Below are 24,222 nucleotides of genomic sequence, written 5' to 3'. Positions count from 1 at the left end.
CCCTACTTTTCATTTGGTTTTATATCGGTAAAATAATTCTTCACAATATTTTCTAAGTCATGTGGTAATTTATATCTTGATGTACTTTCCCGGTAAGAGGCTTCATATTCTGAAAATACTTGTTCATATGGCCGAACATTCCCTTTCAGAACTGGACCTTCCCCTTCTGTCACCTGACCTTGCTTTCCATCCCCTAATTTACCTGAATCCACTTCGATATTATCTTTTCCATCAACTTTTTCTGGGACAGTTAATACCTCTCTGCTTCCGCTCCCAAATCCAGCTCCTGAGCCATTTCCGCTTCCAGACCCATTACCATTACCATTACCCGAACCTGATCCTGAGCCCGACCCTGTTCCAGATCCAGACCCATTTCCCGAACCATCATCTGAGCCAGAACCAGCACTGCCACTAGTTGAGCCGTCATTGTCATTATGTCCTTGTTGACCACTAGCATTTGCATTTCCTGATGAATTCGCTCCATTATTACTCGAGCCATTGGCTATTGAACTAGAATTAGGAACCGCTATTCCATTTGCAAGACTTTCATCCTTTAGCAAATTCTCTAACTGTGCAAGCTCTGTTTGGACAGTTTCTAATTGTTTTAGAAGCTCTTCATTATTCAGCAATTCATCCATCTGCTCTAATAGCTGCTGTAGCTGTTCTTCTGTTAGCTGCTTCTTTCCGCCAGTTAATTGATTGAGGGCATCTTTTTGTTTATCTGTTAACTGTTCATATTGTTCGTTTGCTTTTTGTAATTCCTTTTTTACTGTTTCTTGATCTTTCTCTGAAATGGCTTTAGAAAGAGACTTAAAGCCAGCCTCATTCAGCGTTGCTTCCGCTTTTTGTCGTTCACTGCTTTTCTCTTGGAGCTTTCTTTTTTTCAGTTGTAGCTCTTTCGCTTGTTTTTCCAACTCCGCAAAGGTTTTTTCTACTGTATCCTTCTTCTCTAATTCCTTTTTCACCTGTTTAAGTTCTTTTTTTACTTGTTTATCTGTTTCTTTTTTTATCGCTTTTTCTAATTCTTTTTCCGCTTTAGCAATTGTTTTTATCTCATTCTCTTTTTTCTTCGCAGCTTCCATATGGACGGAGGGGTAAAGCTGCAACAGTACACAAATAACGAGACAAGCAACACCTGAAAAAATAAATTTCGGATAGATATACCTTTTCTTTCGCTTTAATACAGCAAATTGCTTCTGTTCCATTTCCGATATCGCCTGTTTTACAACTAGCTGTTCTATCGCACCCTCACTCTGTAAATAGGAATAGGCAGTCGTTGCATAATCATCTGAAACGAACTGATTATATAGTTTTACTGCCTGTTTTTCTGTTGGCCATTTTCTCCATAATCGAAAGAGGATAAAGAAGACACAAATAGACGCTGCTAGTAAAAGAATGGAAGATAAAAACGGAAGCATAAAAAAATAAGCAAAAACAGAGAGAAGGAGGATAATTCCTCCTATAATCGCAAGTAATAAAGATAACTCTTTTGCAATCAATTCTCTTGCTAGAGACTGTCTTACCGGTTTCACTAATTCCTTATATTGTTGGAGGTTTTCCATACCATTATCTACTTCCCTTTTTTCATATTGGCCCGTAATTTACGGACACTAATTGTCAGCGAAAGCGCAATGACTACACAATAACTAATTACATGAGCCGCCCATATTGGGAATTTAATTCCTGTCCATTCCTTTATTTGTTCGGAAACGGTTGGTTCAAAAATATCCGCTAACACTATGCCAGGATTAAACATGGCACTAAAATAGACGGAAGGTGCTTTTTTTGGTACTGGACTAGAATAGATATCTGCCATTTGAAAAAGAATGAGCGATATAACTACCGTTCCACCAATAATAAATAGCGTAACACTATAGGTTGTAACCATGCTGACAATCGTTTTGCGAATCAGCGTGGAAAACATAACTCCAAAGCTACCAATAACTAGAATTGTAAATAAGCTAAAGAAAAACACCTGCACTAGCTGTATCGGAGAGATACCACCATATAGAAACACAAAGCTATATACTGGAAGACTTGCAAGTATTAATAAAACCAAATATGCAACGGAAGAAAGTAATTTTCCAATAATAATCGTAAAACTGCTTTGTGTTGTAGTTAACAGAATGCTTAATGTTTGCCTTTCCCGCTCACTACTAATCACTCCACCAGTAAGACCTGGAGTAATAAATAAAACTAACCCTAATTGAAAGAACGCTAAAAACATGAACATCATACGACTTTCCTGCGGTTTAAAAAACCCGACTGGACTTGCTGTTCTTAGTACAAACATAAATGCAACCATCAGCAAGGAAAGGGCAAGGAGATAAAACAGGATTCCAAGAAACGTTTTCCCTGAACGAAAGCGTAACTTTAACTCTTTATTTAATACCGGATTCATGAAATAGGTTTTCAAGAGAATTCAACCTCCTTTGTAATTTCCATAAATACATCCTCTAAATTGCTTTCCATTTCCGCGAAGCTAATTATCGGAATTTCCTTATTAATAGCTGTTTTTAATAGGTTTAGCTGTTCCTCATCTCCACCTTTAAACAGGAATTGAATCGTTTTAGCATTCTCCAAAACTTCCAATTTTGTAATACGTGGGTTTTCTTCTAAAAACGCAATCGTATTTGGCACATCCAGTGTTTTTACACTAATCATTTTTTCACTTTGTAATTGCTGTTGGATTGCTGATACCGTCCCTTGTGCAACTAGCTTTCCTTGATCCAAAATTCCAATGACATCACACATTTCTGCTAGCTCTGGCAGGATATGAGAAGAAATAAGAATGGTTTTCCCCATATTCTTTAATTCTTTTAAAATCTCGCGCATTTCAATTCTGGCTCGAGGGTCCAAGCCAGAAGCAGGTTCATCTAGAATTAGAACCGCCGGATCATGGATTAAGCTTCTTGCAAGACAAAGCCTTTGTTTCATTCCTCTCGACAAAAGATCCACATAGTCCTTTCGCTTATGAGAAAGATTTACTAGCTCTAATAGCTGTGGGATTAATTTTTCTCTTTGTGCTGCCGGAATCCCATAGCTAGCACCATAGAAATCTAAATATTCTTCTGCTTTTAGTTGATCATAAACACCAAAGAAATCAGGCATATACCCTAACTGTTTTCTTACCTCTTTCGGCTGCTTCATGATATCCGCTCCATTAATAGTTGCAGTGCCAGATGTCGGTGCTAATAAAGTAGCAAGAATGGAAAATGTCGTAGATTTACCTGCCCCGTTCTGACCAACAAACCCAAACACACAGCCTGCTTCAATCTGAAGATCTAGCGGCTCTAGAGCTGTAAACTTTCCATACTTCTTGGAAAGACCTTTAATTTCTATCATTATTTTATCTCTCCTTTAATCTTAACAGATGGCAGCTGAATATAAGGATCACCATTCGTTGCTTTATCTACCTTCATATTAATTTTTCTATTTTCATCTAGATAAGCAGAAACTTTTTCTTTATCTACTTTAAAAAGGCTAGTTATTTTTTCGTAGGCATCTGTTTCTTTATTATAAATACTGTATGTGACACCTGGATTACCATTGGGCTGAACAGTTAATGAATCAAAAGATAGCGATTTTATTTCGTACGATTTAGGAATTTGAAGTGAATATAGATACTCGCCATCCTCTAATGAAATATCATTATTTTGGAAGTTCTCACTATAAATGGCTCCTTCGAGAACGGTTAATTTTTGTTCCATATTGCCTTCATTTATCGTAAACGCTCCCGGAAAATGATTGGTTAGATTAATCGGCTCCATGATTAAATTAGTGCTACTTTTCGTTACCTTTTCGCTAGCAACCCCAACATTCACGATATCTTCATTCGTAATTGCAACTAACATCGGATCCCCAGTAGATATGTTTTTAAAGTAATCCGTACTTAATACCATGCTTTCAGCAACTAATTCTCTAAACTCCTTTAAATCATGGCCATTATAATCGTATAGATAATAACCATAGCCATTTCCTTTTGGTCTAGAAAAATATTTATGGCTATGTGTGACTTGAACATTCCTTGTTTCCCCAGATTTGATAGAACCTAGCTCGATTTTTTCATTACCTGACCAGATAAAAACTTTTAAAAAATCAAATGGATACTGATTCGTTATCGTTCCTGAAATTTCTTTTTCTGTTACAGCAAAATCATGACTAAATCCACCTTCTATTGGCATAGAGGATTTTCCATACATGGTACGGCTAGACCAATATTCTACTTCTGGAAAAATGATTTCACTATTTTTCACTTTTTCATTTTTAATCGCTTTGACTTGCAGCTCTCCATATCCTAAATAAGGAAAAGGAGTATATGTATCTTGATCATATGTTAAAGCAAAATCACCAGATTTATTTGATAAAAGGGTTGTTGCTTGGTAGCCAGATAAATAATTGTTGCTATATTGATAGATACCCATTTCATTTAACTGAGGATTTTTTATTTTATCTTTTGCCCCTGTAATAAACATTCCTAATGATAAAAGAAGCGAAAGACTCGGAATAATCCACCAAGCATGTTCTCTTTTATCGTATTTTCTTAATACAAAATACAAAATTGGCACAATAACTAATAAATAACCTGCCAGTATTATTATTAACAGACCAGTTGTAATCGTAGAACTTTTAAAATACTCATTTGATTCGACAAATTGATAGTAAAGACTACTTAAAGGATTCCCGCTATATTGATAATTTGCCGTTAGCTGGGTATTCTCTGTTTGCAATAGATTCTCCATCCAACTATTAAAGCCTTGCCAATTAAGTAATGTAGAATCACTAAGTGAAAAAGAGGTTTGAATAATTTTCCCTTCTCCAAGATTTTTTTTCGCCACAAGTGGATGCTCATTATATATCGTTATGGCCTCAGAGCCGTCTGTTAAAGAAGAGTTAAAGCCCGTTAAGCTCCCTTGTTCCTTCGTTTCAGCATCAATACCTTCCAATGCTATCGTTTCTTGCTTTCCAAGAGCTAGTGGCATTTGCGAGTCAAGATTGCCATATGCTTGCTGTCCATTTGTTGTGGCACCAGTAATTAAAATTCCCCCATTTTCAATCCACTTTTTAATCGCCTGCTGCTGCAAGTCTGTTAATTCAGTCAGCGAAAACTGGTCAACAAGTAAAAAGCTTAGCGTTTCAAGACCTAATGCTTGATCTGGTATATCTTCTTTAAGTAGTTCCGTCGTAAAAATTGAATTGCTTGGAAGCTTTCTCAAATTTTTAAATTTGTCATAACGATCGGTAAGAATACCTAAAGTCTGATCTGAAATTAAGGTAAGTCTTACTTCTTTAACACCAGTGAAACTTACTTCATCGTCTTTTTGCCAACTTCCCCTATATAGTTTCATTTTATTACTAGTATAGTTAGAATCAGAAGAAATCCCTGGTATTGTTACTGTATAAGTTTTCTTGCTGTTTGCTGGTATTTCGACAGGTACTAATGTTTGTCCACCGATATCATAACTAGGAGAATAAGGAATAAGTAAGTCACCTTTGAAATCCTTCTCATTATTCTCAATCGTGACCTTTAGCATAAATCCTTTGCCATCCATTACTTTTCCATCCAAGCCAGCTTCTGTTGTAATTTTTATGCCGGCTGTAGCTGCTGCATTTGCTTCTTTCACAATAAAAGTAGTGGCCAAAAATAAAATAAAGCATATTATAAAAACTTTTTTGACTTTTCGCAAACTATGTTTCCCCCATTTTTTATTTTTTCATTCTATTTAATAGACGATCTGTAGTAGTTTCCTCCCTACACCAAATTAGAAAAAATTTCATAATGTAATTTTACAATATTTTATACTTTTTATACATCTATTTTTGTAAATTTTTTCTTATTCTATTCGTTAATTAGACGAGAGGTATGGGGGAAATGTTTTATATAAGCAGAACATTTTTTCGCATTTATGCAAAAAAACTCCTGCTTGTGGAAGTTCACAGGAGTTTTAGTCTATAGTAAGAAGGAAAATACGGATATGAGCCAAAAAATGAATATATTGGCCAAAAACAACAAAGATATCAGCCAAACCAAAACCTAATGAATATGAAATAAAATGAGAATACTAGCCGGAATCGCTATTAAGAGCGCCCCAATTATTTTCATGCGCATGCCTGATAAACTACTTAAAAATAGATTTTCTTCTTCTAAGGTTAGCAGGTTTTCCCATTCTTCTGCCTCCATTTTTTTAGCTGGTAAGGAGTCTCCCAGTTGAACATAGGCATGATGCTCTACAAGATGCCCTTTTATCATTAAGGCAATTCCTCCAATAAGAACAAGCAAAACAACGCATTGAATGATCAAACGTTTTCCCTCCGAAAAATAAAGTAATATGCTACTTTTTATTATTCTACTTATTCTTATTTTTATAACGTGTTTGCAAATATTTAACATTAATTAACAAAAAGATGCCGCAAAGTTTCCTTTACGGCATCTACCTTAATTCTTTTATTCTTCGCTTTCCTCTACCAATGTAGAAAACAAGCCATAAACATATTTCTCTGGATCAAAGCTTTGGAGATCGTCCATTTTTTCCCCTAAACCAACAAATTTTACAGGAATATGCAACTCATTTCGAATTGCTAGCACGATGCCACCTTTAGCTGTCCCATCTAATTTAGTTAAAACAATCCCACTTACATTTGTCGTTTCTTTAAACGTTTTTGCCTGCACTAACGCATTTTGTCCAGTTGTGGCATCTAGCACAAGCAGGACTTCATGGGGAGCTCCTGGAACCTCTCTCTCGATAACTCGTTTTACTTTTTCTAGCTCTTTCATTAAATTTACTTTGTTCTGCAGTCTTCCTGCTGTATCACAAAGAAGAATATCTGCTTGACGAGACTTCGCAGCCTGGACTGCATCGAACATAACAGCTGCTGGGTCAGAGCCTTCTGAATGTTTAATGACATCTACTCCGACACGCTCTCCCCACACTTCTAATTGTTCAATTGCCCCTGCACGGAAGGTATCTCCTGCAGCAAGTAAAACCTTTTTGCCTTCTTCTTGATACTTATGGGCAAGCTTACCGATTGTCGTTGTTTTCCCGACTCCATTGACACCTACAAAAAGAATGACCGTTAAGCCGTCTGCTTGCATATTGATTATAGAAGATTCATCTTCTCCGTTCTGATAAATAGCAACTAACTTCTCCGAAATAACATCTTGCACTTCTTTTGGATCTTGGATGTTTTTTCGTTTTACTTCTTTTTTCAGCTCATCAATTAGCTCCATAACTGTTTCAAAACCAACATCTGCGCCAATTAGTATTTCTTCCAGCTCTTCAAAGAAATCTTCGTCTACTTTACGATAACGAGAAACGAGATCATTGACCTTTTCCGAAAAATTATTTCTTGTTTTTGATAGTCCTTCTTTAAACTTCTCCGTTACTGAATTCGTCTGCTGAGACATTTTTTCTTTTAACTTTTTAAAAAAACTCATTATTTATCCCTTCTTTCACTTAAAAAATACTGGTATGTAAGTTTAATTTCGATTAGCTGGGAGCATTAAAATCTTCTAAGGCCAATTATATAGTGTCATCTGAAGATGCAATTGACCTTAGAACTTAAGCTTTTTTCTAGCTAACTACACTTTTTAGCTAGAAAAAAGGATTATGCATTAGCTACTAACTCATTCGTTTCACTTAAACGTACGGAAACTAGCTTTGATACGCCAGATTCTTGCATCGTTACCCCATAAAGAACATCTGCTTCTTCCATTGTTCCTTTTCGATGGGTAATGACAATAAATTGGGTTTCATGGCTGTATCGTTTTAAATAAGAGCTAAATCGAAAGACGTTTGCCTCATCCAATGCTGCTTCGACCTCATCCAAGATACAGAAAGGAACAGGTCTTACTTTCAGAATCGAGAATAATAAGGCAATGGCTGTCAGCGCTCTTTCACCACCAGATAACAGACTCAAGTTCTGTAGCTTTTTCCCTGGTGGCTGTGCAACAATCTCTACCCCAGTGTTTAAGAGATCTTCTGGATTTGTTAAAACTAAGTCAGCGCTTCCTCCACCAAATAAGCTTTGAAAGACAGTTTCAAAATGCGCTTTTATTCCTTCAAAGGTTTGTTCAAAGCGATTTTTCATTTCTTCATCCATTTCATCAATTACTTGATAAAGAGTATCTTTCGCTTCTTCTAAATCCGTTTTTTGCTCCAGAAGGAACTCGTATCTTTCAGAAATGCGCTCATATTCCTCAATAGCACCAAGATTGACAGTGCCGAGCTCTTCCATCGCTAATTTAATAAGCTTCACCTTTTTACGTGCTTCCTCTACTTCTAACGTTAAAGGATAATCCAGCTTTGCTCCTTCATACGTTAATAAGTATTCCTCACGTAAATTAGTTAATCGTGTATCTAGTTCTACGTCTACACGGTTCAATTTTACTTCTTCATCCTTTAAAGCCTGAACGATACCTCTGTGAAGTCTGCGCTGCTCCTTCGTTTCAAGCTCCAGCTCTTCTAATTGCATTTGCTTTTGCAATCTTTCCTCTCTTCGCAAAGAGATTAGCTGGATAGTTTCTTGCTTTTCATGCAGCTTTTGCTCGGCTGCTTCTTCTAGCGTCGCTTCTCCAGAATGCGAATTGCTCATTTCAGAAGAAAGCAAGCGAAGATCTTCACTGACAAGCTTCCATTTTTCTTCTGTTGCTTGATGTTCTTGCAGAATGGTCGCAAGCTTCTCTTTTTCATGTCTAAGCTGTTCCTTCTTTGCCGCAGACTGAATCCGTAGGTCGCTAATTGTATTCACTACCGATTCCTTGGAAACTGTTTGTTTATTCTTCTGCTCTGTTAATAAGGCAATCTCTTTATACAATTCAGTAAGTTTTTTATTCTGTTCTTCAAGCTCCTTTTGTAAATCCGTTCTTCTTTTTAGAAGAAGCTCTTGCTCTTGATTAGAATCTGCTTTATTCCGATCATATAGCGACAATTTATCATTCATGGCTCTTTCTTCAAATTCAATCTCTTTTAAATCATCTTTCCATGTTTGAATTTGGAAACGAAGATCCTCGACTTTTAAACGAGCTTCTTCCATGGTTGATTCTTCTGTTTGCAATGCCGCTTTGCCCTTTTTCAGCTGTTCCTCAAGCTTTAGAGACGTTTTGTCCATTTCAAAAATCTTTTTCTTCAGCTCTTCCAATTCACCTTTTCTTGTGATGATAGACGCCTGCTTTTGCTTGATTGCTCCACCTGTCATGGAACCACCAGGGTTAACTATTTCTCCGTCTAACGTAACAAAGCGGGAACGATACTGAAGGATTTTCGCCATTTCATTGGCACCCTTTAAGTCCTTGGTAATAACGACATTCCCAAGTAAACTGCGCATAATTTCTCGATATTGACTGTCATAGTTAATCAAGTCAGCTGCAATGCCAATAAATGCAGGATGCCCTTGAATTAACCGCAGTTGAGAATCGGCAAGGGATTTTCCTTTAATAACATTCATTGGTAAAAAAGTAGCTCGTCCATAACCGTTTTTCTTCAAATGCGCAATTGCTTCGCGGCCATTTTGCTCTGTTTCCACAACAATATGCTGCATCGAACCACCTAAAGCAATTTCCAAGCTAACACTATATTCCTTTGGAACTTGCATCAGTTCTGCAACAGCACCTCTAATGCCGTGTAAAGACTTGCCTCTTGCTTTAAGAACTTCCTTAACTCCTTGGAAAAATCCAGAATAATCTTCTTCCAATTCCTCAAGCATTTCTTTTCTCGATTTTGCCTGCTGCGCAAACTGGTAGGATTGATAAAGAGACTTTTCAACCTGTTGAAGCTTTGCCTCTATTCCTGCAAAATGGCTTTGTTTTTCTTTCCAAGCTGTCGACCATTTCTCTAGTTCGTCAGAAAGCTCCTTAAGCTTATCTGTAATCCCTGTCTTTTTTTCCTGAATACGTACACGCTCATTCGTATAATTAACATTTTCCTCATCCAGCTGAGACGTTCGCTTTTCCTGATTCTCTAATTGCTGAATAACAGAATTTAGTTCATTTTTAGATGCCGCTTGATTGCTTACTATGTCAATATAGTCACTTTTTAACATCTCAATTTTTTCTTCTAAATTCTCGTTAAAAAGGGTCAGATTTTTCTCGTTAACCTTTAATGTGTCTTCAATTTCCTTTGATTCTGCTTGCAATTTATGAACAAGCTTTTGTTGTGTTTCTTTTTGCGAAACTAGTGCTGCTACTCTTTCCTGTAACTCCACTTTACTTTTTTCAAGCTGATCGCGGTTTTGTGTAGCATTCTTTTTTCTTTCTTTTAATACTTCTTTTCTACCTTCAAGCTTTTCTAGTTCTTCACTGACTAAAAGAAGAACCTGCTGCAGATCATCAATCGATTCATCTAGAGCTGCTACCTCGTTTTTCACTTCTTCCATCTTTGCTTCTTTACTTTGGAGCAAGGAGGATAGCTTTAACTCTTCTTGTTTATAGGCCTCTAACTGCTTTGAGATCGCTTCAAACCGCTCGTGAGCCTCTTCAATATCATGAACCATTAAGGCAACCTCAATCGATTCGAGATTTTCTCGATGATGCAAATATTCCTTTGCCATGGAGCTTTGAATTTTTAATGGCTCAACCTGACTTTCTAATTCGTGTAATATATCATTTACACGATTAAGGTTATCTTGTGTTTCAACAAGCTTTCCTTCTGCCTTTTTCTTACGTGTTTTGTATTTTAATACACCTGCTGCTTCTTCAAATATAGACCTGCGATCCTCTGCCTTACTATTTAAGATTTCTTCGACTTTCCCCTGACTAATGATGGAAAAAGCCTCTCGTCCCAGTCCAGAATCCATAAATAGATCAACAATATCCTTTAAGCGGCATGATTGTTTATTGATTAAAAAATCACTTTCTCCTGAACGATAAACTCGTCTTGTTACACTTACTTCATGATAATCCAATGGAAGAAAATGATCCTCATTCTCTAACGTTAATGTTACTTCCGCAAAGTTAACTGCTTTTCGTGAGTCACTCCCTGAAAAAATAACATCCTCCATCTTACTTCCACGCAAGGATTTAGCTGACTGCTCGCCAAGAACCCAGCGAATTGCATCGGTAATATTACTTTTCCCACTTCCATTGGGGCCAACCACTGCCGTTACACCAGGCACAAAATCGACAGAAATTCGATCTGCAAATGACTTAAATCCGATAATATCCAACCGTTTTAAGAACATACCCTCACCCCGATTCTTTCTTGTTTCTCTAGTTGCATGTTCGTCTATGCGTAATATGAAACACTTTATTTTTCACTTTCCGCCTTTAACATTAATAATGATTTTTGAGCTGCCTGCTGCTCTGCCTCTTTCTTCGAGCGGCCCATACCAGTTCCAAGCTCACGATTATTTAAAAACACTTGGGAAATAAACTCCCTATTATGAGCTGGTCCTTTTTCAAGGAGTATTTTATACTCGATTGTTCCAACAGCATCTCTTTGAACATATTCTTGCAGTTGACTTTTATAATCCATCACATGAGAAAAAGCACCGTTATTAATTTTCGGAAAAATAACTTCTTCTAAAAATGCTACCACTGAATCTAATCCTTGATCTAAATAAAGAGCACCAATAAACGCTTCAAATACATCAGCAAGCAGCGCTGGTCTCGTTCTTCCCCCAGTCATTTCTTCTCCCTTACCTAATAGCACATAGTTGCCAAAGGAAAGTTCATTAGCAAATGAAACTAGTGATGGTTCACAAACGATTGCTGCACGCAATTTGGTTAGTTCCCCTTCACTCATCATTGGGAATTTCTTAAAGAGAAATTTAGAAACCGTCAGTTCTAAAACGGCATCACCAAGAAATTCTAATCTTTCATTGTCTTCATGTGGTTTTCTTCGATGCTCATTCACATATGATGAATGGGTAAAAGCCTGCTTCAATAGTTTTTCGTCTGTAAAATGAATCCCTATTTTATCTTGTAGTTCCTTCATTTTTTTTTCATTTGGTCGAACGGTTCTTTTGTCTTTTCGATTGCCTCGCATTTTGCCTCCACCTTAGCACTAAGTTTACAATTCATTTCAAGTTTAAGTAAAAAAGATAAAAAACGCAAAGAAACTTGGAAAGTTTTTTCTCTCCAAGCCTTTTCTATGACAGAAATCGGGCTACCACTAGGGAAATAACCCCGCTTCACATAAGAAAAACTATTTTATCCATTTTTATATGCGCCTTATACGCTTATTAAAATACTTTTGAACAGCTAACAACTTGTCCGTTCCTTCTAACTTGAACATACCTTTATATTATAGGCATTTAGTTATTAGTATACATCAAACAACCGGAAATTGTCATCTATTCTTAGGGGTAAAAACACCCTACAGTTGTAGTTTTCTGCTGAATAATCGTACTATACAAAATTAAAAGCCCCGTGGTTAGCGGAGCTTTTAAACATTGACTAGCGATTACTTATGTAATTCACAGCATCACCAACTGTAGAAATCTTTTCAGCATCGTCGTCAGAAATTTCCATATCGAACTCATCTTCTAATTCCATAACAAGTTCAACTACGTCAAGGGAATCAGCGCCTAAATCATCTTTGAAAGAAGCTTCTAGAGTTACCTCTGATTCTTCTACACCAAGACGATCTACAACGATTTTTGTTACACGCTCTAATACATCTGCCATTTATTTCACCTCCCCTCAAATGCATTATAGAGTATTTTAACGAAATAATAAATGAGAACTTTTTAACTTTCGATGTTCCTTTTATCTGCTAGAGTTCTCCTACTATTCGTAACTAGTTTTTCCATGGTGAAGAAAAAATTACATATACATGCCACCATCAATATGCAATGTTTGGCCAGTGATATAACTGCTTTCTTCAGAAGCTAAAAACACAACTGCATTCGCAATATCCTCAGGTCGACCAAATTGACCGAGAGGAATTTGGGTAAGCATGCTATTTTTTACTTCTTCTGTTAGCTTATCCGTCATATCTGTCGTTATAAATCCAGGCGCGACTGCATTTACGGTAATATTTCGTTGCGCAAGCTCTTTTGCAGTCGTTTTTGTAAATCCAATAACACCTGCTTTAGCTGCAACATAATTGGCTTGTCCAGGATTTCCGGTCACACCAACAATGGAAGTAATGTTAATAATTCTTCCTTTTCTTTGCTTCATCATTGGTCTTGTTACAGCTTTCGTGCAAAGGAAAACACCTTTAAGATTTGTATTAATAACATCATCCCATTCAGAATCTTTCATACGCATTAATAAATTGTCCCTTGTAATCCCCGCATTATTGACTAAAATATCAATGCTGCCAAATGCTTCTAAAGCCTCTTTCATCATTGCATTCACAGAATCGCCATCGGATACATCACATTGAATACTAATTGCTTTTCTACCTAGAGCTTCAATTTCCTTAACGACTTCATTGGCACGATCGACACTTCCTGCATAGTTAACAACAATGTCTGCCCCTTGCTTCGCTAACTCAATTGCAATCGATTTCCCAATTCCTCGAGATGCTCCAGTGACAACAGCAACTTTACCAGCTAATTTCACTTACATATCCCCCTTTAGTTCTTCTGCAACCTTCATACTTGTTTCAATATCATTAACAGCATACACTTTCGCTTTTCGATCAATCTTTTTAATTAAACCTGAGAGAACTTTACCAGGACCAATCTCAATAAAAGTATCTACTCCTAAATCTAGCATCTTGCGAACAGAATCCTCCCATAATACAGATGAATACAATTGTTCTACAAGCTTCGTTTTAATTTCTCCCTGATCACGAATTGACTCTGCCGTTACATTGGCGATAACAGGTATTTTCGCATCTGTTAATGCCAATTCATCCATTATTGCAGCAAATTTTTCCGCTGCTGGCTTCATTAACGTTGAATGGAAAGGACCACTTACTTCTAGTGGAATCGCACGCTTTGCTCCTGCTTCTTTTGCTTTTTCTCCTGCTAATTCAACACCTTTTGTGGAACCTGAGATTACAATTTGACCAGGACAGTTAAGGTTTGCTAGCTGTACAGAATCACCAGCATTAGAAACTTCTCTAGTCACAGCAGTCAATCGCTCTCTGTCTAAGCCAAGCACAGCTGCCATTGCACCCTCACCTGCTGGAACTGCTTCTTGCATATATTCTCCACGCTTACGAACTGCATATACCGCATCTTCAAAAGACAGTACGCCTGCTGTCACTAACGCAGAATATTCACCTAAGCTATGTCCTGCTACATAGTCAGCTTCTATATGAAATTGTTTGAAATGTTCATATATTGCCATACTCGTTGTAAGCAATGCTGGCTGTGTATTATGTGTTAGCGTAAGCTCTTCCTTTGGTCCTTCAAAAATTAATTGCGATAAATTAACGTTTAATTTTTGATCAGCTTCTTTAAATAAATTCGCTGCCGGTTCAAATTGTTCAAATAAATCTTTTCCCATTCCCACTACTTGTGAGCCTTGCCCTGGAAAAACAAAAGCAATTTTACCCATTTATTTCTACTCTCCTTCTTCTTCCTATTTGAGACCTGTGTTTACCGTTTCGTCTATATCATTTAAGCTTTATGCACCATTGCATCCTTGATCTGATTTACGACACCAGATTGCACAAACTCTCTTGTTTGTCTAATTGCACTAAAGATTGCTTGACTGTCAGATGATCCATGGGCTTTGATTACTGGGGCATTTAAGCCAAATAAAGCAGCTCCCCCATACTCCGAATAATCCAGCTTATTTTTAATCTGTTTTAAATTTGGCTTTAGTACAGCTGCAGCCATTTTAGATGTAAAGCTGCTCATTAACTCTGTCTTAATCATTTTAAACATCGACATAGCTGTACCTTCAACTGTTTTTAAAATCATATTACCCGTAAATCCGTCTGTAACAGCAACATCACATACTCCATCAAGCAAATCACGCGCTTCTATATTTCCAATAAAATGGATATTCTCATCTTGGAGAAGTTCAAAGGTTTTCTTTGTTAATTCAGTACCCTTTTTCTCTTCTGTTCCAATATTCAATAAGCCAACTCTTGGTTTTGCAATTTCTCTAACCTTTTCAGAATAGATGCTTCCCATCATTGCATATTGAACCAAGTTTTCTGGTTTAGCGTCTACATTTGCACCAACATCTAATAATAGAAAGCCTTCTCCTCCAATTGTTGGTAAAGTTGGAGCAAGTGCTGGTCGGTCTATTCCTTCCATTCTTCCTACTACAAACAATCCAGTTGCCATGAGAGCACCTGTATTACCTGCAGAGATGAATGCATCTGCTCTATTTTCCTTCACTTCTGTTGCGCCAAGGACCATACTCGCTGTTTTTTTTCTACGTACTGCTCTTACTGGTTCGTCTGTTGCTAGAATTTGCACTTCTGTATGTAAAATATTGATTCGTTCTTTATTTGTAAGAAAAGATTGAATCTGTTTTTCATCTCCAACAAGAAGTATTTCTAAATCTGAAAAAGCTTCAATTGCTTTTTGAGCACCAATTACTATTTCTTTTGGGGCATTGTCTCCGCCCATTGCATCGATTGCAATTTTCATCATAACGATTGCTCCTTTATTTTTTGGCACGGTACATATCAAATTCACCTTTAAAGACTAGCTCCGTGTTCACATAACTATTAACTTCTACCGTTGTTCTTCCCGTTATACTATCTATATGACTTACTTTTGCTTTTGCAATAATTCGTTCACCTAAATTTACTGATCTCGTAAAATGAATATTGGCTTTAGCTGTAAGTGCAAGTTCATCGTTTATTACAGCTACAGCAAGAGAATTAGCTTGTGCAAAGAGATGATGTCCCCTTGCTATTCCATTCCTTGTAAAGACATGCTCTTGTTGTACTTCAAAGATAGAAATAGCTGAATTATCTAATTCCATATCGATTATTTCGCCAATTACTTCTTCAATGGGCAATGCTTTCACTTCATCTTCGAGTGATTTTTTTGCCACATTTTTAATTCGCTCTCTAAGCTCTGGAATGGATAATTCTAACCGATCTAATCTTATTGTCTGTACACTAACAGAGAATTTTTCCGCCAATTCTTCGTCTGTAATAAAAGGTGTTTCTTTAATTGTCTCCACTAACAGCTGTTGCCGTTCTCGCTTGTTCCTCTTCATTTATTAACACCACCGCACTATTAAGACTAGGTACTAATAGTAGTATATAATTTATGCAGTTGGAATGCAAGCTGAAGATTTTGTGCGAACAGTTAGTGAAGATTTTAAAAATTCTATTCCTTCCTATACCATTCTGAATTATGCTCGTTGATTTCCGCTCCAGATACTTGCTTTCCGCTGGGCGAGCGCTGAACCGCTTCTCAGCTCACGCTCCTGAAGGTCTCGGACATTCTCCCATTTCCCGCAGGAGTCAAGTACCTTCTGCTCCAATCAACTCAATGTGTTAAATTTCACACCGTTTAATATACAACAGACTTTGTTAAAACTATTCCAACAAAAATGCTTGTTTATTTACTGGGAAATACTATTCTGTTAGTCTAGTTTTTCGCCGTTTAGGACGCCTGTTTCTTTTAAGGTATCTCTTAGTTCTTTGTAGTCGTCGCTTTGCCAGAATGCGGCTGATTCAATTAAGATGGTTGCGTCGTTTCTGGCTGTTTCTAGAATGCGGTAATCGTGTACCATGTCTCCCATCTTAAATTCTGGCAGTCCGCTTTGTTTTTTTCCAAAGAAGTCTCCTGGTCCTCTTAGTTCTAAATCCTTCTCACTTAACACGAATCCGTCTCCTGTTTCAGTCATGATTTTCATTCGTTCTTTTCCAACATCTGTTTTTGGATCTGCAATGAGCACACAATAGGACTGAGCATCTCCTCGACCAACTCTTCCTCTCAGCTGATGCAATTGTGATAATCCAAAGCGTTCAGCATCGTACACGAGCATAAACGTCGCATTTGGAACGTTAACACCAACCTCGACAACCGTTGTACTTACAAGTACTTGAATATCATTTTGACTGAACTGCTTCATCATTTGATCCTTTTCATCTGCATGGAGCTTTCCATGCATCAATCCAACATCGTATCTTCCTTGAAAAACTGTGGATAGCATTGCATGAACATCCATTGCATTTTGGACATCTAATTTTTCCGATTCCTCGATTAATGGACAAATAACATAGGCCTGTCTCCCTTGTTGGAGCTCTTTCTCCATAAACTGCAGAATTCTTGTTAACATATCATGCTTTACCCAATACGTTTCAATATTTTTGCGCCCTGCAGGCATTTCATCAATAATACTGACATCCATTTCTCCAAATACAGTAATAGCAAGTGTTCTTGGAATGGGGGTTGCTGTCATAAACAGGACATCTGGATTTTCCCCCTTTTCTCGGAGTATTCTTCTTTGCTCTACTCCAAAACGGTGCTGCTCATCTGTGATAACTAACCCTAATGATTGGAATTCAACATCATCTTGAATTAATGCATGTGTACCTATTAGAATATCGATTTTCCCCTCTTTCAACTGAGCAAGCAGATCTTTTCGTTTTTTCCCTTTAACAGAGCTTGTTAACAATCCGCAAGTTACCCCGAACGCTGAAAAGATATTGTGGAGAGAATCAGCATGCTGCTCTGCAAGAATTTCCGTCGGCGCCATTAACGCACCCTGATGACCAGAAAGGATAGAAGCATATAAAACAATGGCAGCAACGATTGTTTTTCCAGATCCTACATCTCCTTGCAAGAGCCGGTTCATTCGTACCTCTGCTTTCATATCCGTTAAAATTTCGTTTACCACTCTTTTTTGAGCATTTGTTAATGGAAAAGGAAGAGCCTCTATAAACGCTGTTAGTTTCTCAAGGGAATAACGTTGACTTTTTCCGCCCGAATGCTCTCTTTCATATTTTCTTAACGCACTCATTTTCAATTGGAATAAGAGAAATTCTTCATATACAAACCTTCTTCTCGCCTGGGTAAGGTCTTCTCTTTTTTCAGGAAAATGGATAATTTGCAGTGCTTCCTGCCTTGGAAGAAGCCGATATTTCGCTAGCATCGAAGCAGGAAAGTTTTCTTCGATTAAGTGTGCATATTGACTTAATGCAGAGGAAATATATTTCCGTAAATTCTTGACGGTCATATTCCCCTTAACCGCATAAACTGGTTCAAATAAATGCCCCTTTTGGTTACTGCCAATTTGCAAATGATTTGCCGTTATTGTTTGGCGATGCTGATCCCATTTTCCTGTTACAGTAATCAATTCTTGCACAGCTAATTTACTTTTTAAATAGGGCTGATTAAAAAATACGACCGTAATTAAATATTGTTCTACCAATAGCTTTATCGTTAATCTAGACTTCTTTCTTCCATAAAAAATAAGGGACGGTTCGCTATGAACCTTCCCTTCTACCGTCACTTTTTCTTCATGCTTTATTTCTTCGAGGTTTTTCAGACGATAATCCTCATAGCGATAAGGAAAATATTCTAGCAAATCATTAATGGTATGAATATTCATTTCTTCTAATTGTTTTTTTGTTTCAGATCCAACGCCCTTTATCTGTTCAACGGATAGCTGTAAAGACTCATTCACTTGTTAGCGGCAGCTGCGCTACCAAAGATTTCAGCTTCTAGTCTGCGACCAGTTGGTGTCGCTGCCAACCCTCCCCGTGCTGTTTCTTTAAGAGCTGTCGGCATTGCCTGACCAATTCGATACATACTATCAATTACTTCATCACAAGGAATGCGGCTTTTAATACCTGCAAGCGCCATATCTGCAGCAATCATCGCATTCGCGGCTCCCATTGCGTTTCGCTTTACACAAGGCACTTCAACTAAACCAGCAACTGGATCACAAACAAGACCAAGCATATTCTTTAATGTGATTGCCATAGCATGTGCTGATTGTTCTGGTGTTCCCCCTGCCATTTCCACAATTGCAGCTGCAGCCATTCCGGCAGCAGATCCAACTTCTGCCTGACATCCACCTGCAGCACCAGAAATGGATGCGTTATTCGCTACCACAAATCCAAATGCTCCAGAAGTGAAAAGGAATGCAATCATTTGCTCTCTTGTAGGATTCAGCTTATTTTGTACAGCAAATAATGTACCAGGCACAACTCCTGCCGATCCTGCTGTTGGAGTTGCACAAATCATTCCCATTGCAGCATTTACTTCATTTGTTGCAACAGCTTTGCTTACTGCATCTAGAATAATTTCTCCAGAAAGAAATTGACCTTTTTTAATATAGTTTTGAAGCAACACAGCATCTCCACCAGTTAATCCCGAATGGGATACAACTCCATTTAACCCTCTTTCGACCGCTTGCTCCATTACCTGCAGATTCGTTTCCATCTGGGCGATAATTACTTGTCTTGTTTTTCCTGTTACTTGTATTTCTTGTTCTATCATAATTTCGGAAATCGGTAAATTTCTAGTTGTTGCTATCTCTACCAATTCTGCTACATTACGAAACATATTTACCCCTCCCTCTTATTCCACAATGGTTGTAACTTTTTCAATCGAATCCAATTGTTCCAGCTCTTTTAATATCGATTCTTCTATATTTTGATCGACTTCGATTGTCATCAAGGCCAATTTCCCTTTTTCTTTACGGCTAACTTCCATATGTCCAATATTTATTTCATATTTAGCCAATACATTTGCAACCTTTGCAATTGCTCCGAAGCGATCATTATGGACAACCAATATCGCAGGATGATGACCAGATAGCTTTAGTTGAAAACCATTCAGTTCTGTAATTTCTATTTTTCCACCGCCAATCGAAATTCCGACTAGCTCCATTTCTCCCATTTCATCCCCTAGATGAATTTTAGCTGTATTCGGATGCTCTGGGATGGCTTCTTCTATATGAAATGCTACCTTTATTCCATGTTGCTCTGCTATTTCTAATGACTCTTTAATGCGTTCATCAAATGTATCAAAATCAAGGATTCCCCCAATGATTGCTACATCTGTGCCATGCCCCTTATACGTTTCAGCAAATGAACCGTATAAGTGAATATTTACCCATTTCGGTTCTCTTTCAAAAAGATTTCGTGCCACTCTTCCAATTCTTGCTGCGCCGGCTGTATGAGAACTGGACGGACCAATCATGACCGGACCAATAATATCAAAAACACTTTTATATTTCATGGATTTTGTCTCCCCTTAAATGCCCTAAAATCACTTTCAATAATACGCTGTATCAATTCATTACTCTATATAATATCATACTATATTAATATATGGTTCTAATTCTTATCGTTCTCTTTATTTTGATGAACGGAACGTTAAGGCTGTTATGTATGTTGATTGATATGGAATGATAATATAGTGAGGTTTTGTTTGCTTTGAGGATCTTGATGAGGATTCTTCTGTTACTTTGCTCGGTTTATTCTTGATTGAGCGGGCTCTGAGACGACTCTTCTGTTACCTTGTACTCCTTTTTCTTGCTTGAACTGGCTCTGAGAAAGCTCCTCTGTTACCTTTCCATCCACCACTCACCTATAAAGTAACAAGCTTCTTTCCCAGCTCGCTCCTTCAAACTAAATTAACGGGACCCAACCTCAAAAAAAAAGGCATGCCTCTCTTAAAGGCACACCCTTTTAAAGCTAATGCTTATTCGATTGAAAAGATGAAGGAATATAGTGGCTGTTTTCCGTCATGGACTTCTACTTCCACGTCTTCATAATTTTCTTCGATAAAGGATACAAGCGTTTCAACCTCTTCTTCTGTCGCTTCTTCTCCCTTGATTATCGTTACAATTTCTGAATCCTCATCGATCATGGACTTTAAAAGCTCCATTGCAGATTCTGTTTTGCCCTTGCTTTTTACAACGATTTTGCCTTCTGCAAGTCCCATAAAGTCGCCTGTTTCAATTTCAAGGCCGTCAATACTTGTATCTCTGACTGCATACGTAATCTGGCCTGTCTTCACATGCTCAAGCGCAGCTTTCATATTTTTTTCATTTGTTTCTAAATCGCTAGAAGGATTGAAAGCTAGCAATGCTGACATTCCTTGAGGAACCGTTTTAGAAGAAATGACAACAACATCCTGTTCTAACACTTCCGCTGCTTGTTCTGCTGCCATAATAATATTTTTATTATTTGGTAAAATAAAGACCTTTTTCGCATTTATATGGTTTACAGCATTGACAATATCTTCTGTGCTTGGATTCATCGTTTGGCCGCCTTCAATGACATAATGAGCGCCAATGCTTCTGAAAAGGTCTGCGATTCCGCTTCCCATTGAAACTGTTACAATTCCATACTCTTTTTGTTCTTCCACAGAATGAGCAGTTGTTTCTTCATTGAATTCAGCTGCATCCACTAAGCTACTGTGCTGTTCGCGCATGTTTTCAATTTTCATTTTTACCAAGTTACCGTATTTTTGACCAAATGTTAATACTTCACCTGGCTGATTAGAGTGAATGTGAATTTTCACAATTTCATCATCTGCAATAACTAATAAAGAGTCTCCGTATTTACTTAAAGCCTGTCTAAAATCTTCTTCTGAAAACGACTTGTTTCCTAGTTTCTCCTGTTCTAAACGAACCATAAATTCCGTACAATAGCCAAATTCAATATCCTCTGTATTGATATAGCTGTGAACATTTTTATGATGTTCTGTATTTACTAATTCGTTCATGGAGACAACGTTTTGAACAGCATCAGGAAGTTTTTCGCCTTTTAACTCAGCTAAGAAGCCTTCATAGACAAATACTAACCCTTGCCCTCCGCTATCCACTACGCCTACTTCTTTTAAAACAGGTAATAGTTCAGGCGTTCTATTTAAAGATGCTTTTGCTTCTTTTACTGTATCTTCCATGATAGCAATAATGTCATCATTCGTTTCTGCAGATTGAACCGCTTTCTTTGCAGCATCTTTCGCAACTGTTAGAATCGTTCCTTCTACAGGCTTCATTACTGCCTTATATGCTGTTTCCACACCAAATTGTAAAGCCTCTGCAAATTCTTGACCAGTTATGGATTCCTTTTGCTCAATATGCTTGGAAAACCCACGAAATAATTGAGAAAGAATAACCCCTGAATTTCCTCTGGCTCCCATTAATAAACCTCTTGATAAAGAGGTTCCAACTTTACCGATATGTGATTGAATGTTCTTTTGAACTTCCTTTGCACCTGAAGTCATCGATAAATTCATATTCGTCCCTGTATCTCCATCTGGCACTGGAAAAACATTTAACGCATCTACATATTTAGCATTAGAGGATAAATGGTTTGCACCTTGGATTACCATTTCGGCAAAACGCTTTCCTTCTAAAACTGTAATTGACACTGTGTTTCCTCCTCTACTACGGGTTCGTCACACGAACTCCCTGAACGTAAATATTAACCGAGTCAACGGCAAGTCCAACTGTCTTATTGAGTGTGTATTTTACTTTTGATTGAACGTTGTGCGCAACCTCGGAGATTTTCGTTCCATAACTTACAATGATATACATATCAATATGTACTTCTTCTTCCACTTTTCGAACGATTACACCACGCGTAAAGTTTTCTTTTCGCAAAATATCTGTTAAACCGTCTTTAATTTGATTCTTTGACGCCATTCCAACGATACCGTAGCAGTCTATTGCTGCCCCACCTGCGATTGTAGCGATAACTTCTGTAGATATATCAATCTGTCCGAAATTCGTTTTTAATTCAATGGACATGAGTTTTCCCCCTTTGGAATTGCTCCTTGACTACTGACATTTTACTATAACCAATACCTTTTTGAAAGCTATAGTTAAAAAGCTTATTATTATTATATAACAAAACAATACTTCTATTAAAGCATTGGTATAAATTCAGAAAAAAGTTACTAATTTTACTATTCCCACAAAGACTTGGAATAAACTAATTAGTTTTGATGTCAAGGAAATTTTCTTGAAAGCTTTTAATCCAACTATTGCATTCATTTAAGTTGTATGATAAATTATTAAAGTATCTGTAACGAGGATTATTTAGCAGACTATAAGTAAATTGCTATCTATGACTTTTCAAACTCATTTTAATGGGTTTCTGTAATAAGGAGGGAAATATACATGCCACGTAAATGTGTTATCACTGGAAGAAAAACAACTACAGGTAATGCTCGTTCCCATGCTATGAACGCTAACAAACGTACTTGGGGAGCTAACCTTCAAAAGGTTCGTATTTTAGTAGATGGTAAACCTAAACGTGTTTGGGTATCTGCTAGAGCATTAAGATCTGGTAAAGTAGAACGCGTTTAATCAGATCGCAATAAAAAAGGACATATCACATGTCCTTTTTTATTTTGTCTTTCTAACCTACACTTAAACCCAAACCATATAAGTACAGTAAGTTTTCGAAATTCCCCGCCTTATTCGCGAAAAGGTTGTCTTTACAAAAAAAATTCGCAGAATCTTTTGTTAGTCCTTCTTAAAGGTTCCTAACATCGCTCGGACAAGTCCTCCTAAAAATTTCGGCAATTTAATGGTATAAAATCTCATGAATACTGTCCCTCCTTAATCAATAAACATCGCTAGCACTTACATATCCTATTCAGATAAAACAAATTAGTACCATGATTAGTCAAATTTTAATCACAACTTCTTATTACCATTAATATGCCTTCATCAAAGGAAAAAGTACCAGTTTCTCGAATTAGTTCATTACTTATGCATAATGTGCTGCTAGCAGGAAGATTTCTCCTTACTAAAGGGTATTTGAAACCTTCTAAAGTTAGACCTACAATCTTTGTACTATAAGGAAAAAATGAAATATACTTATACTTACTCATCATTTCAATGGTATAGGAACCTGCTTGGACAACGGCTACGCTATTTTGTTTATCGATTATCTCCACTTTAATATTTTTATTATCGATGGCACTTCTTAATAACAGCTGAAGATTGGCTATTGTATGATCGAGTCTCCCACCAGTTGCACCGAACAGTCGAATAACGGTTGCCCCTTCTTTAATCGCCCATAGAAGCGCAAGCTCCATATCTGTTTCATCTTTTTCTGGCTTAAAACGTTGAATGATTCCTGTTTTTTCTTCTATTGTATGCAGTTCTTCTTCTGAAATGGAATCAAAATCACCGAAAGCAGCATATATCGGCAAAGATTTTTCCATTAAATATATAACCCCGCGATCCACTCCAATCCAGCAAACATCTTTCGGATAGCTGTCTAATTCAGGAATATATTGCTTTGGACCACCAGCCATAATATGTACAATCATTGTTCTCCTCCTCTATTTTTCCTTCTATCTCTTTCTATACAAAAATGCAGACTCTTATATATAACCCTTTGTTTCCTTTGCTTGAATGGAAAAACTGCCAAT

21 protein-coding genes are annotated in these 24,222 nt (G+C 37.3%); 1 reads left to right on the top strand and 20 read right to left on the bottom strand.

Going from position 1 to position 24,222, the window contains the following annotated elements; all coding sequences use genetic code 11:
* Positions 1-2: 2 nt before the first annotated feature.
* The 18 genes from AB3U99_RS09730 to AB3U99_RS09645 all read right to left on the bottom strand — a co-directional run bounded on the left by AB3U99_RS09730 (position 3) and on the right by AB3U99_RS09645 (position 22,585).
* Positions 3-1,562 (bottom strand): hypothetical protein, encoded by a 1,560-nt coding sequence (locus AB3U99_RS09730; RefSeq protein ID WP_400247178.1) that lies wholly within the window; start codon positions 1,560-1,562, stop codon positions 3-5.
* 8 nt (positions 1,563-1,570) lie between these two features.
* Positions 1,571-2,416, bottom strand: coding sequence for an ABC transporter permease (locus tag AB3U99_RS09725; protein ID WP_400247176.1), 846 nt, complete (start codon positions 2,414-2,416; stop codon positions 1,571-1,573).
* Complete coding sequence (locus AB3U99_RS09720; RefSeq protein WP_400247174.1) at positions 2,413-3,345, bottom strand: ATP-binding cassette domain-containing protein; 933 nt, start codon at positions 3,343-3,345, stop codon at positions 2,413-2,415. The genes AB3U99_RS09725 and AB3U99_RS09720 overlap by 4 nt, the downstream gene beginning before the upstream one ends.
* Positions 3,345-5,687: a hypothetical protein gene (locus tag AB3U99_RS09715; protein WP_400247172.1), complete on the bottom strand. Its 2,343-nt coding sequence runs from the start codon at positions 5,685-5,687 to the stop codon at positions 3,345-3,347. The genes AB3U99_RS09720 and AB3U99_RS09715 overlap by 1 nt, the downstream gene beginning before the upstream one ends.
* 347 nt (positions 5,688-6,034) lie before the next feature.
* Positions 6,035-6,301, bottom strand: a complete 267-nt coding sequence (locus AB3U99_RS09710) for a hypothetical protein (protein ID WP_400247171.1) — start codon at positions 6,299-6,301, stop codon at positions 6,035-6,037.
* Positions 6,302-6,445: 144 nt separating this feature from the next.
* Positions 6,446-7,435 (bottom strand): signal recognition particle-docking protein FtsY, encoded by a 990-nt coding sequence (gene ftsY / locus AB3U99_RS09705; protein WP_400247169.1) that lies wholly within the window; start codon positions 7,433-7,435, stop codon positions 6,446-6,448.
* A 170-nt stretch (positions 7,436-7,605) separates the two neighbouring features.
* Positions 7,606-11,175, bottom strand: a complete 3,570-nt coding sequence (gene smc / locus AB3U99_RS09700) for a chromosome segregation protein SMC (RefSeq protein WP_400247167.1) — start codon at positions 11,173-11,175, stop codon at positions 7,606-7,608.
* A 65-nt stretch (positions 11,176-11,240) separates the two neighbouring features.
* The gene (gene rnc, locus AB3U99_RS09695; RefSeq protein ID WP_400247165.1) at positions 11,241-11,981 is read right to left on the bottom strand and encodes a ribonuclease III; all 741 of its coding nucleotides are present in this window, start codon (positions 11,979-11,981) and stop codon (positions 11,241-11,243) included.
* A 410-nt stretch (positions 11,982-12,391) separates the two neighbouring features.
* Positions 12,392-12,622, bottom strand: coding sequence for an acyl carrier protein (locus tag AB3U99_RS09690; protein ID WP_016201082.1), 231 nt, complete (start codon positions 12,620-12,622; stop codon positions 12,392-12,394).
* 138 nt (positions 12,623-12,760) lie between these two features.
* A complete protein-coding gene (gene fabG, locus AB3U99_RS09685; protein WP_400247163.1) occupies positions 12,761-13,504 on the bottom strand; it encodes a 3-oxoacyl-[acyl-carrier-protein] reductase in 744 nt (247 codons plus the stop codon).
* Entirely contained in the window at positions 13,505-14,449 is a 945-nt protein-coding gene (fabD, locus tag AB3U99_RS09680; RefSeq protein WP_400247161.1) for an ACP S-malonyltransferase, read from the bottom strand.
* Positions 14,450-14,511: 62 nt separating this feature from the next.
* A complete protein-coding gene (plsX, locus tag AB3U99_RS09675) occupies positions 14,512-15,498 on the bottom strand; it encodes a phosphate acyltransferase PlsX (protein ID WP_400248016.1) in 987 nt (328 codons plus the stop codon).
* 16 nt (positions 15,499-15,514) lie between these two features.
* Positions 15,515-16,078 (bottom strand): transcription factor FapR, encoded by a 564-nt coding sequence (gene fapR, locus AB3U99_RS09670; protein WP_400247159.1) that lies wholly within the window; start codon positions 16,076-16,078, stop codon positions 15,515-15,517.
* A 372-nt stretch (positions 16,079-16,450) separates the two neighbouring features.
* Positions 16,451-18,499, bottom strand: coding sequence for an ATP-dependent DNA helicase RecG (gene recG, locus AB3U99_RS09665; RefSeq protein ID WP_400247157.1), 2,049 nt, complete (start codon positions 18,497-18,499; stop codon positions 16,451-16,453).
* On the bottom strand, positions 18,496-19,383 hold the full coding sequence (gene sdaAA / locus AB3U99_RS09660) for an L-serine ammonia-lyase, iron-sulfur-dependent, subunit alpha (RefSeq protein ID WP_400247155.1): 888 nt from the start codon (positions 19,381-19,383) through the stop codon (positions 18,496-18,498). Before sdaAA ends, recG begins: the two co-directional genes overlap by 4 nt.
* A gap of 15 nt (positions 19,384-19,398) precedes the next feature.
* Positions 19,399-20,061: an L-serine ammonia-lyase, iron-sulfur-dependent subunit beta gene (sdaAB, locus tag AB3U99_RS09655; protein WP_400247153.1), complete on the bottom strand. Its 663-nt coding sequence runs from the start codon at positions 20,059-20,061 to the stop codon at positions 19,399-19,401.
* Positions 20,062-20,526: 465 nt separating this feature from the next.
* Complete coding sequence (locus AB3U99_RS09650; RefSeq protein WP_400247151.1) at positions 20,527-22,206, bottom strand: DAK2 domain-containing protein; 1,680 nt, start codon at positions 22,204-22,206, stop codon at positions 20,527-20,529.
* 16 nt (positions 22,207-22,222) lie between these two features.
* Entirely contained in the window at positions 22,223-22,585 is a 363-nt protein-coding gene (locus tag AB3U99_RS09645) for an Asp23/Gls24 family envelope stress response protein (RefSeq protein WP_400247150.1), read from the bottom strand.
* A gap of 372 nt (positions 22,586-22,957) precedes the next feature.
* Between AB3U99_RS09645 and rpmB the strand changes: the two genes are divergently transcribed.
* On the top strand, positions 22,958-23,146 hold the full coding sequence (gene rpmB / locus AB3U99_RS09640; protein WP_016201071.1) for a 50S ribosomal protein L28: 189 nt from the start codon (positions 22,958-22,960) through the stop codon (positions 23,144-23,146).
* 159 nt (positions 23,147-23,305) lie between these two features.
* Here rpmB and spoVM read toward each other — a convergent pair whose 3' ends face one another.
* Positions 23,306-23,386 (bottom strand): stage V sporulation protein SpoVM, encoded by an 81-nt coding sequence (spoVM, locus tag AB3U99_RS09635; RefSeq protein ID WP_016201070.1) that lies wholly within the window; start codon positions 23,384-23,386, stop codon positions 23,306-23,308.
* A gap of 89 nt (positions 23,387-23,475) precedes the next feature.
* A complete protein-coding gene (locus tag AB3U99_RS09630; RefSeq protein ID WP_400247148.1) occupies positions 23,476-24,120 on the bottom strand; it encodes a thiamine diphosphokinase in 645 nt (214 codons plus the stop codon).
* Between the last annotated feature and the right edge of the window lie 102 nt (positions 24,121-24,222).

The sequence above is a fragment of the Niallia tiangongensis genome (assembly GCF_044704065.1).
Lineage (GTDB): Bacteria > Bacillota > Bacilli > Bacillales > Cytobacillaceae > Niallia > Niallia tiangongensis.
The sequence above is the reverse complement of the archived record's forward strand: the minus strand, read 5'-3'. Positions and strand labels throughout refer to the sequence as shown.

Excerpts from the sequence above, each read along its gene's own strand:
- ftsY (WP_400247169.1), bottom strand. The coding sequence starts at position 7,435 with ATGAGTTTTTTTAAAAAGTTAAAAGAAAAAATGTCTCAGCAGACGAAT.
- rpmB (WP_016201071.1), top strand. The coding sequence starts at position 22,958 with ATGCCACGTAAATGTGTTATCACTGGAAGAAAAACAACTACAGGTAAT.
- AB3U99_RS09645 (WP_400247150.1), bottom strand. The coding sequence starts at position 22,585 with ATGTCCATTGAATTAAAAACGAATTTCGGACAGATTGATATATCTACA.
- sdaAA (WP_400247155.1), bottom strand. The coding sequence starts at position 19,383 with ATGTTTCGTAATGTAGCAGAATTGGTAGAGATAGCAACAACTAGAAAT.
- fapR (WP_400247159.1), bottom strand. The coding sequence starts at position 16,078 with ATGAAGAGGAACAAGCGAGAACGGCAACAGCTGTTAGTGGAGACAATT.
- plsX (WP_400248016.1), bottom strand. The coding sequence starts at position 15,498 with ATGAAAATTGCAATCGATGCAATGGGCGGAGACAATGCCCCAAAAGAA.
- AB3U99_RS09730 (WP_400247178.1), bottom strand. The coding sequence starts at position 1,562 with ATGGAAAACCTCCAACAATATAAGGAATTAGTGAAACCGGTAAGACAG.
- AB3U99_RS09690 (WP_016201082.1), bottom strand. The coding sequence starts at position 12,622 with ATGGCAGATGTATTAGAGCGTGTAACAAAAATCGTTGTAGATCGTCTT.
- fabD (WP_400247161.1), bottom strand. The coding sequence starts at position 14,449 with ATGGGTAAAATTGCTTTTGTTTTTCCAGGGCAAGGCTCACAAGTAGTG.
- rnc (WP_400247165.1), bottom strand. The coding sequence starts at position 11,981 with ATGCGAGGCAATCGAAAAGACAAAAGAACCGTTCGACCAAATGAAAAA.
- AB3U99_RS09630 (WP_400247148.1), bottom strand. The coding sequence starts at position 24,120 with ATGATTGTACATATTATGGCTGGTGGTCCAAAGCAATATATTCCTGAA.
- sdaAB (WP_400247153.1), bottom strand. The coding sequence starts at position 20,061 with ATGAAATATAAAAGTGTTTTTGATATTATTGGTCCGGTCATGATTGGT.
- AB3U99_RS09720 (WP_400247174.1), bottom strand. The coding sequence starts at position 3,345 with ATGATAGAAATTAAAGGTCTTTCCAAGAAGTATGGAAAGTTTACAGCT.
- spoVM (WP_016201070.1), bottom strand. The coding sequence starts at position 23,386 with ATGAGATTTTATACCATTAAATTGCCGAAATTTTTAGGAGGACTTGTC.
- smc (WP_400247167.1), bottom strand. The coding sequence starts at position 11,175 with ATGTTCTTAAAACGGTTGGATATTATCGGATTTAAGTCATTTGCAGAT.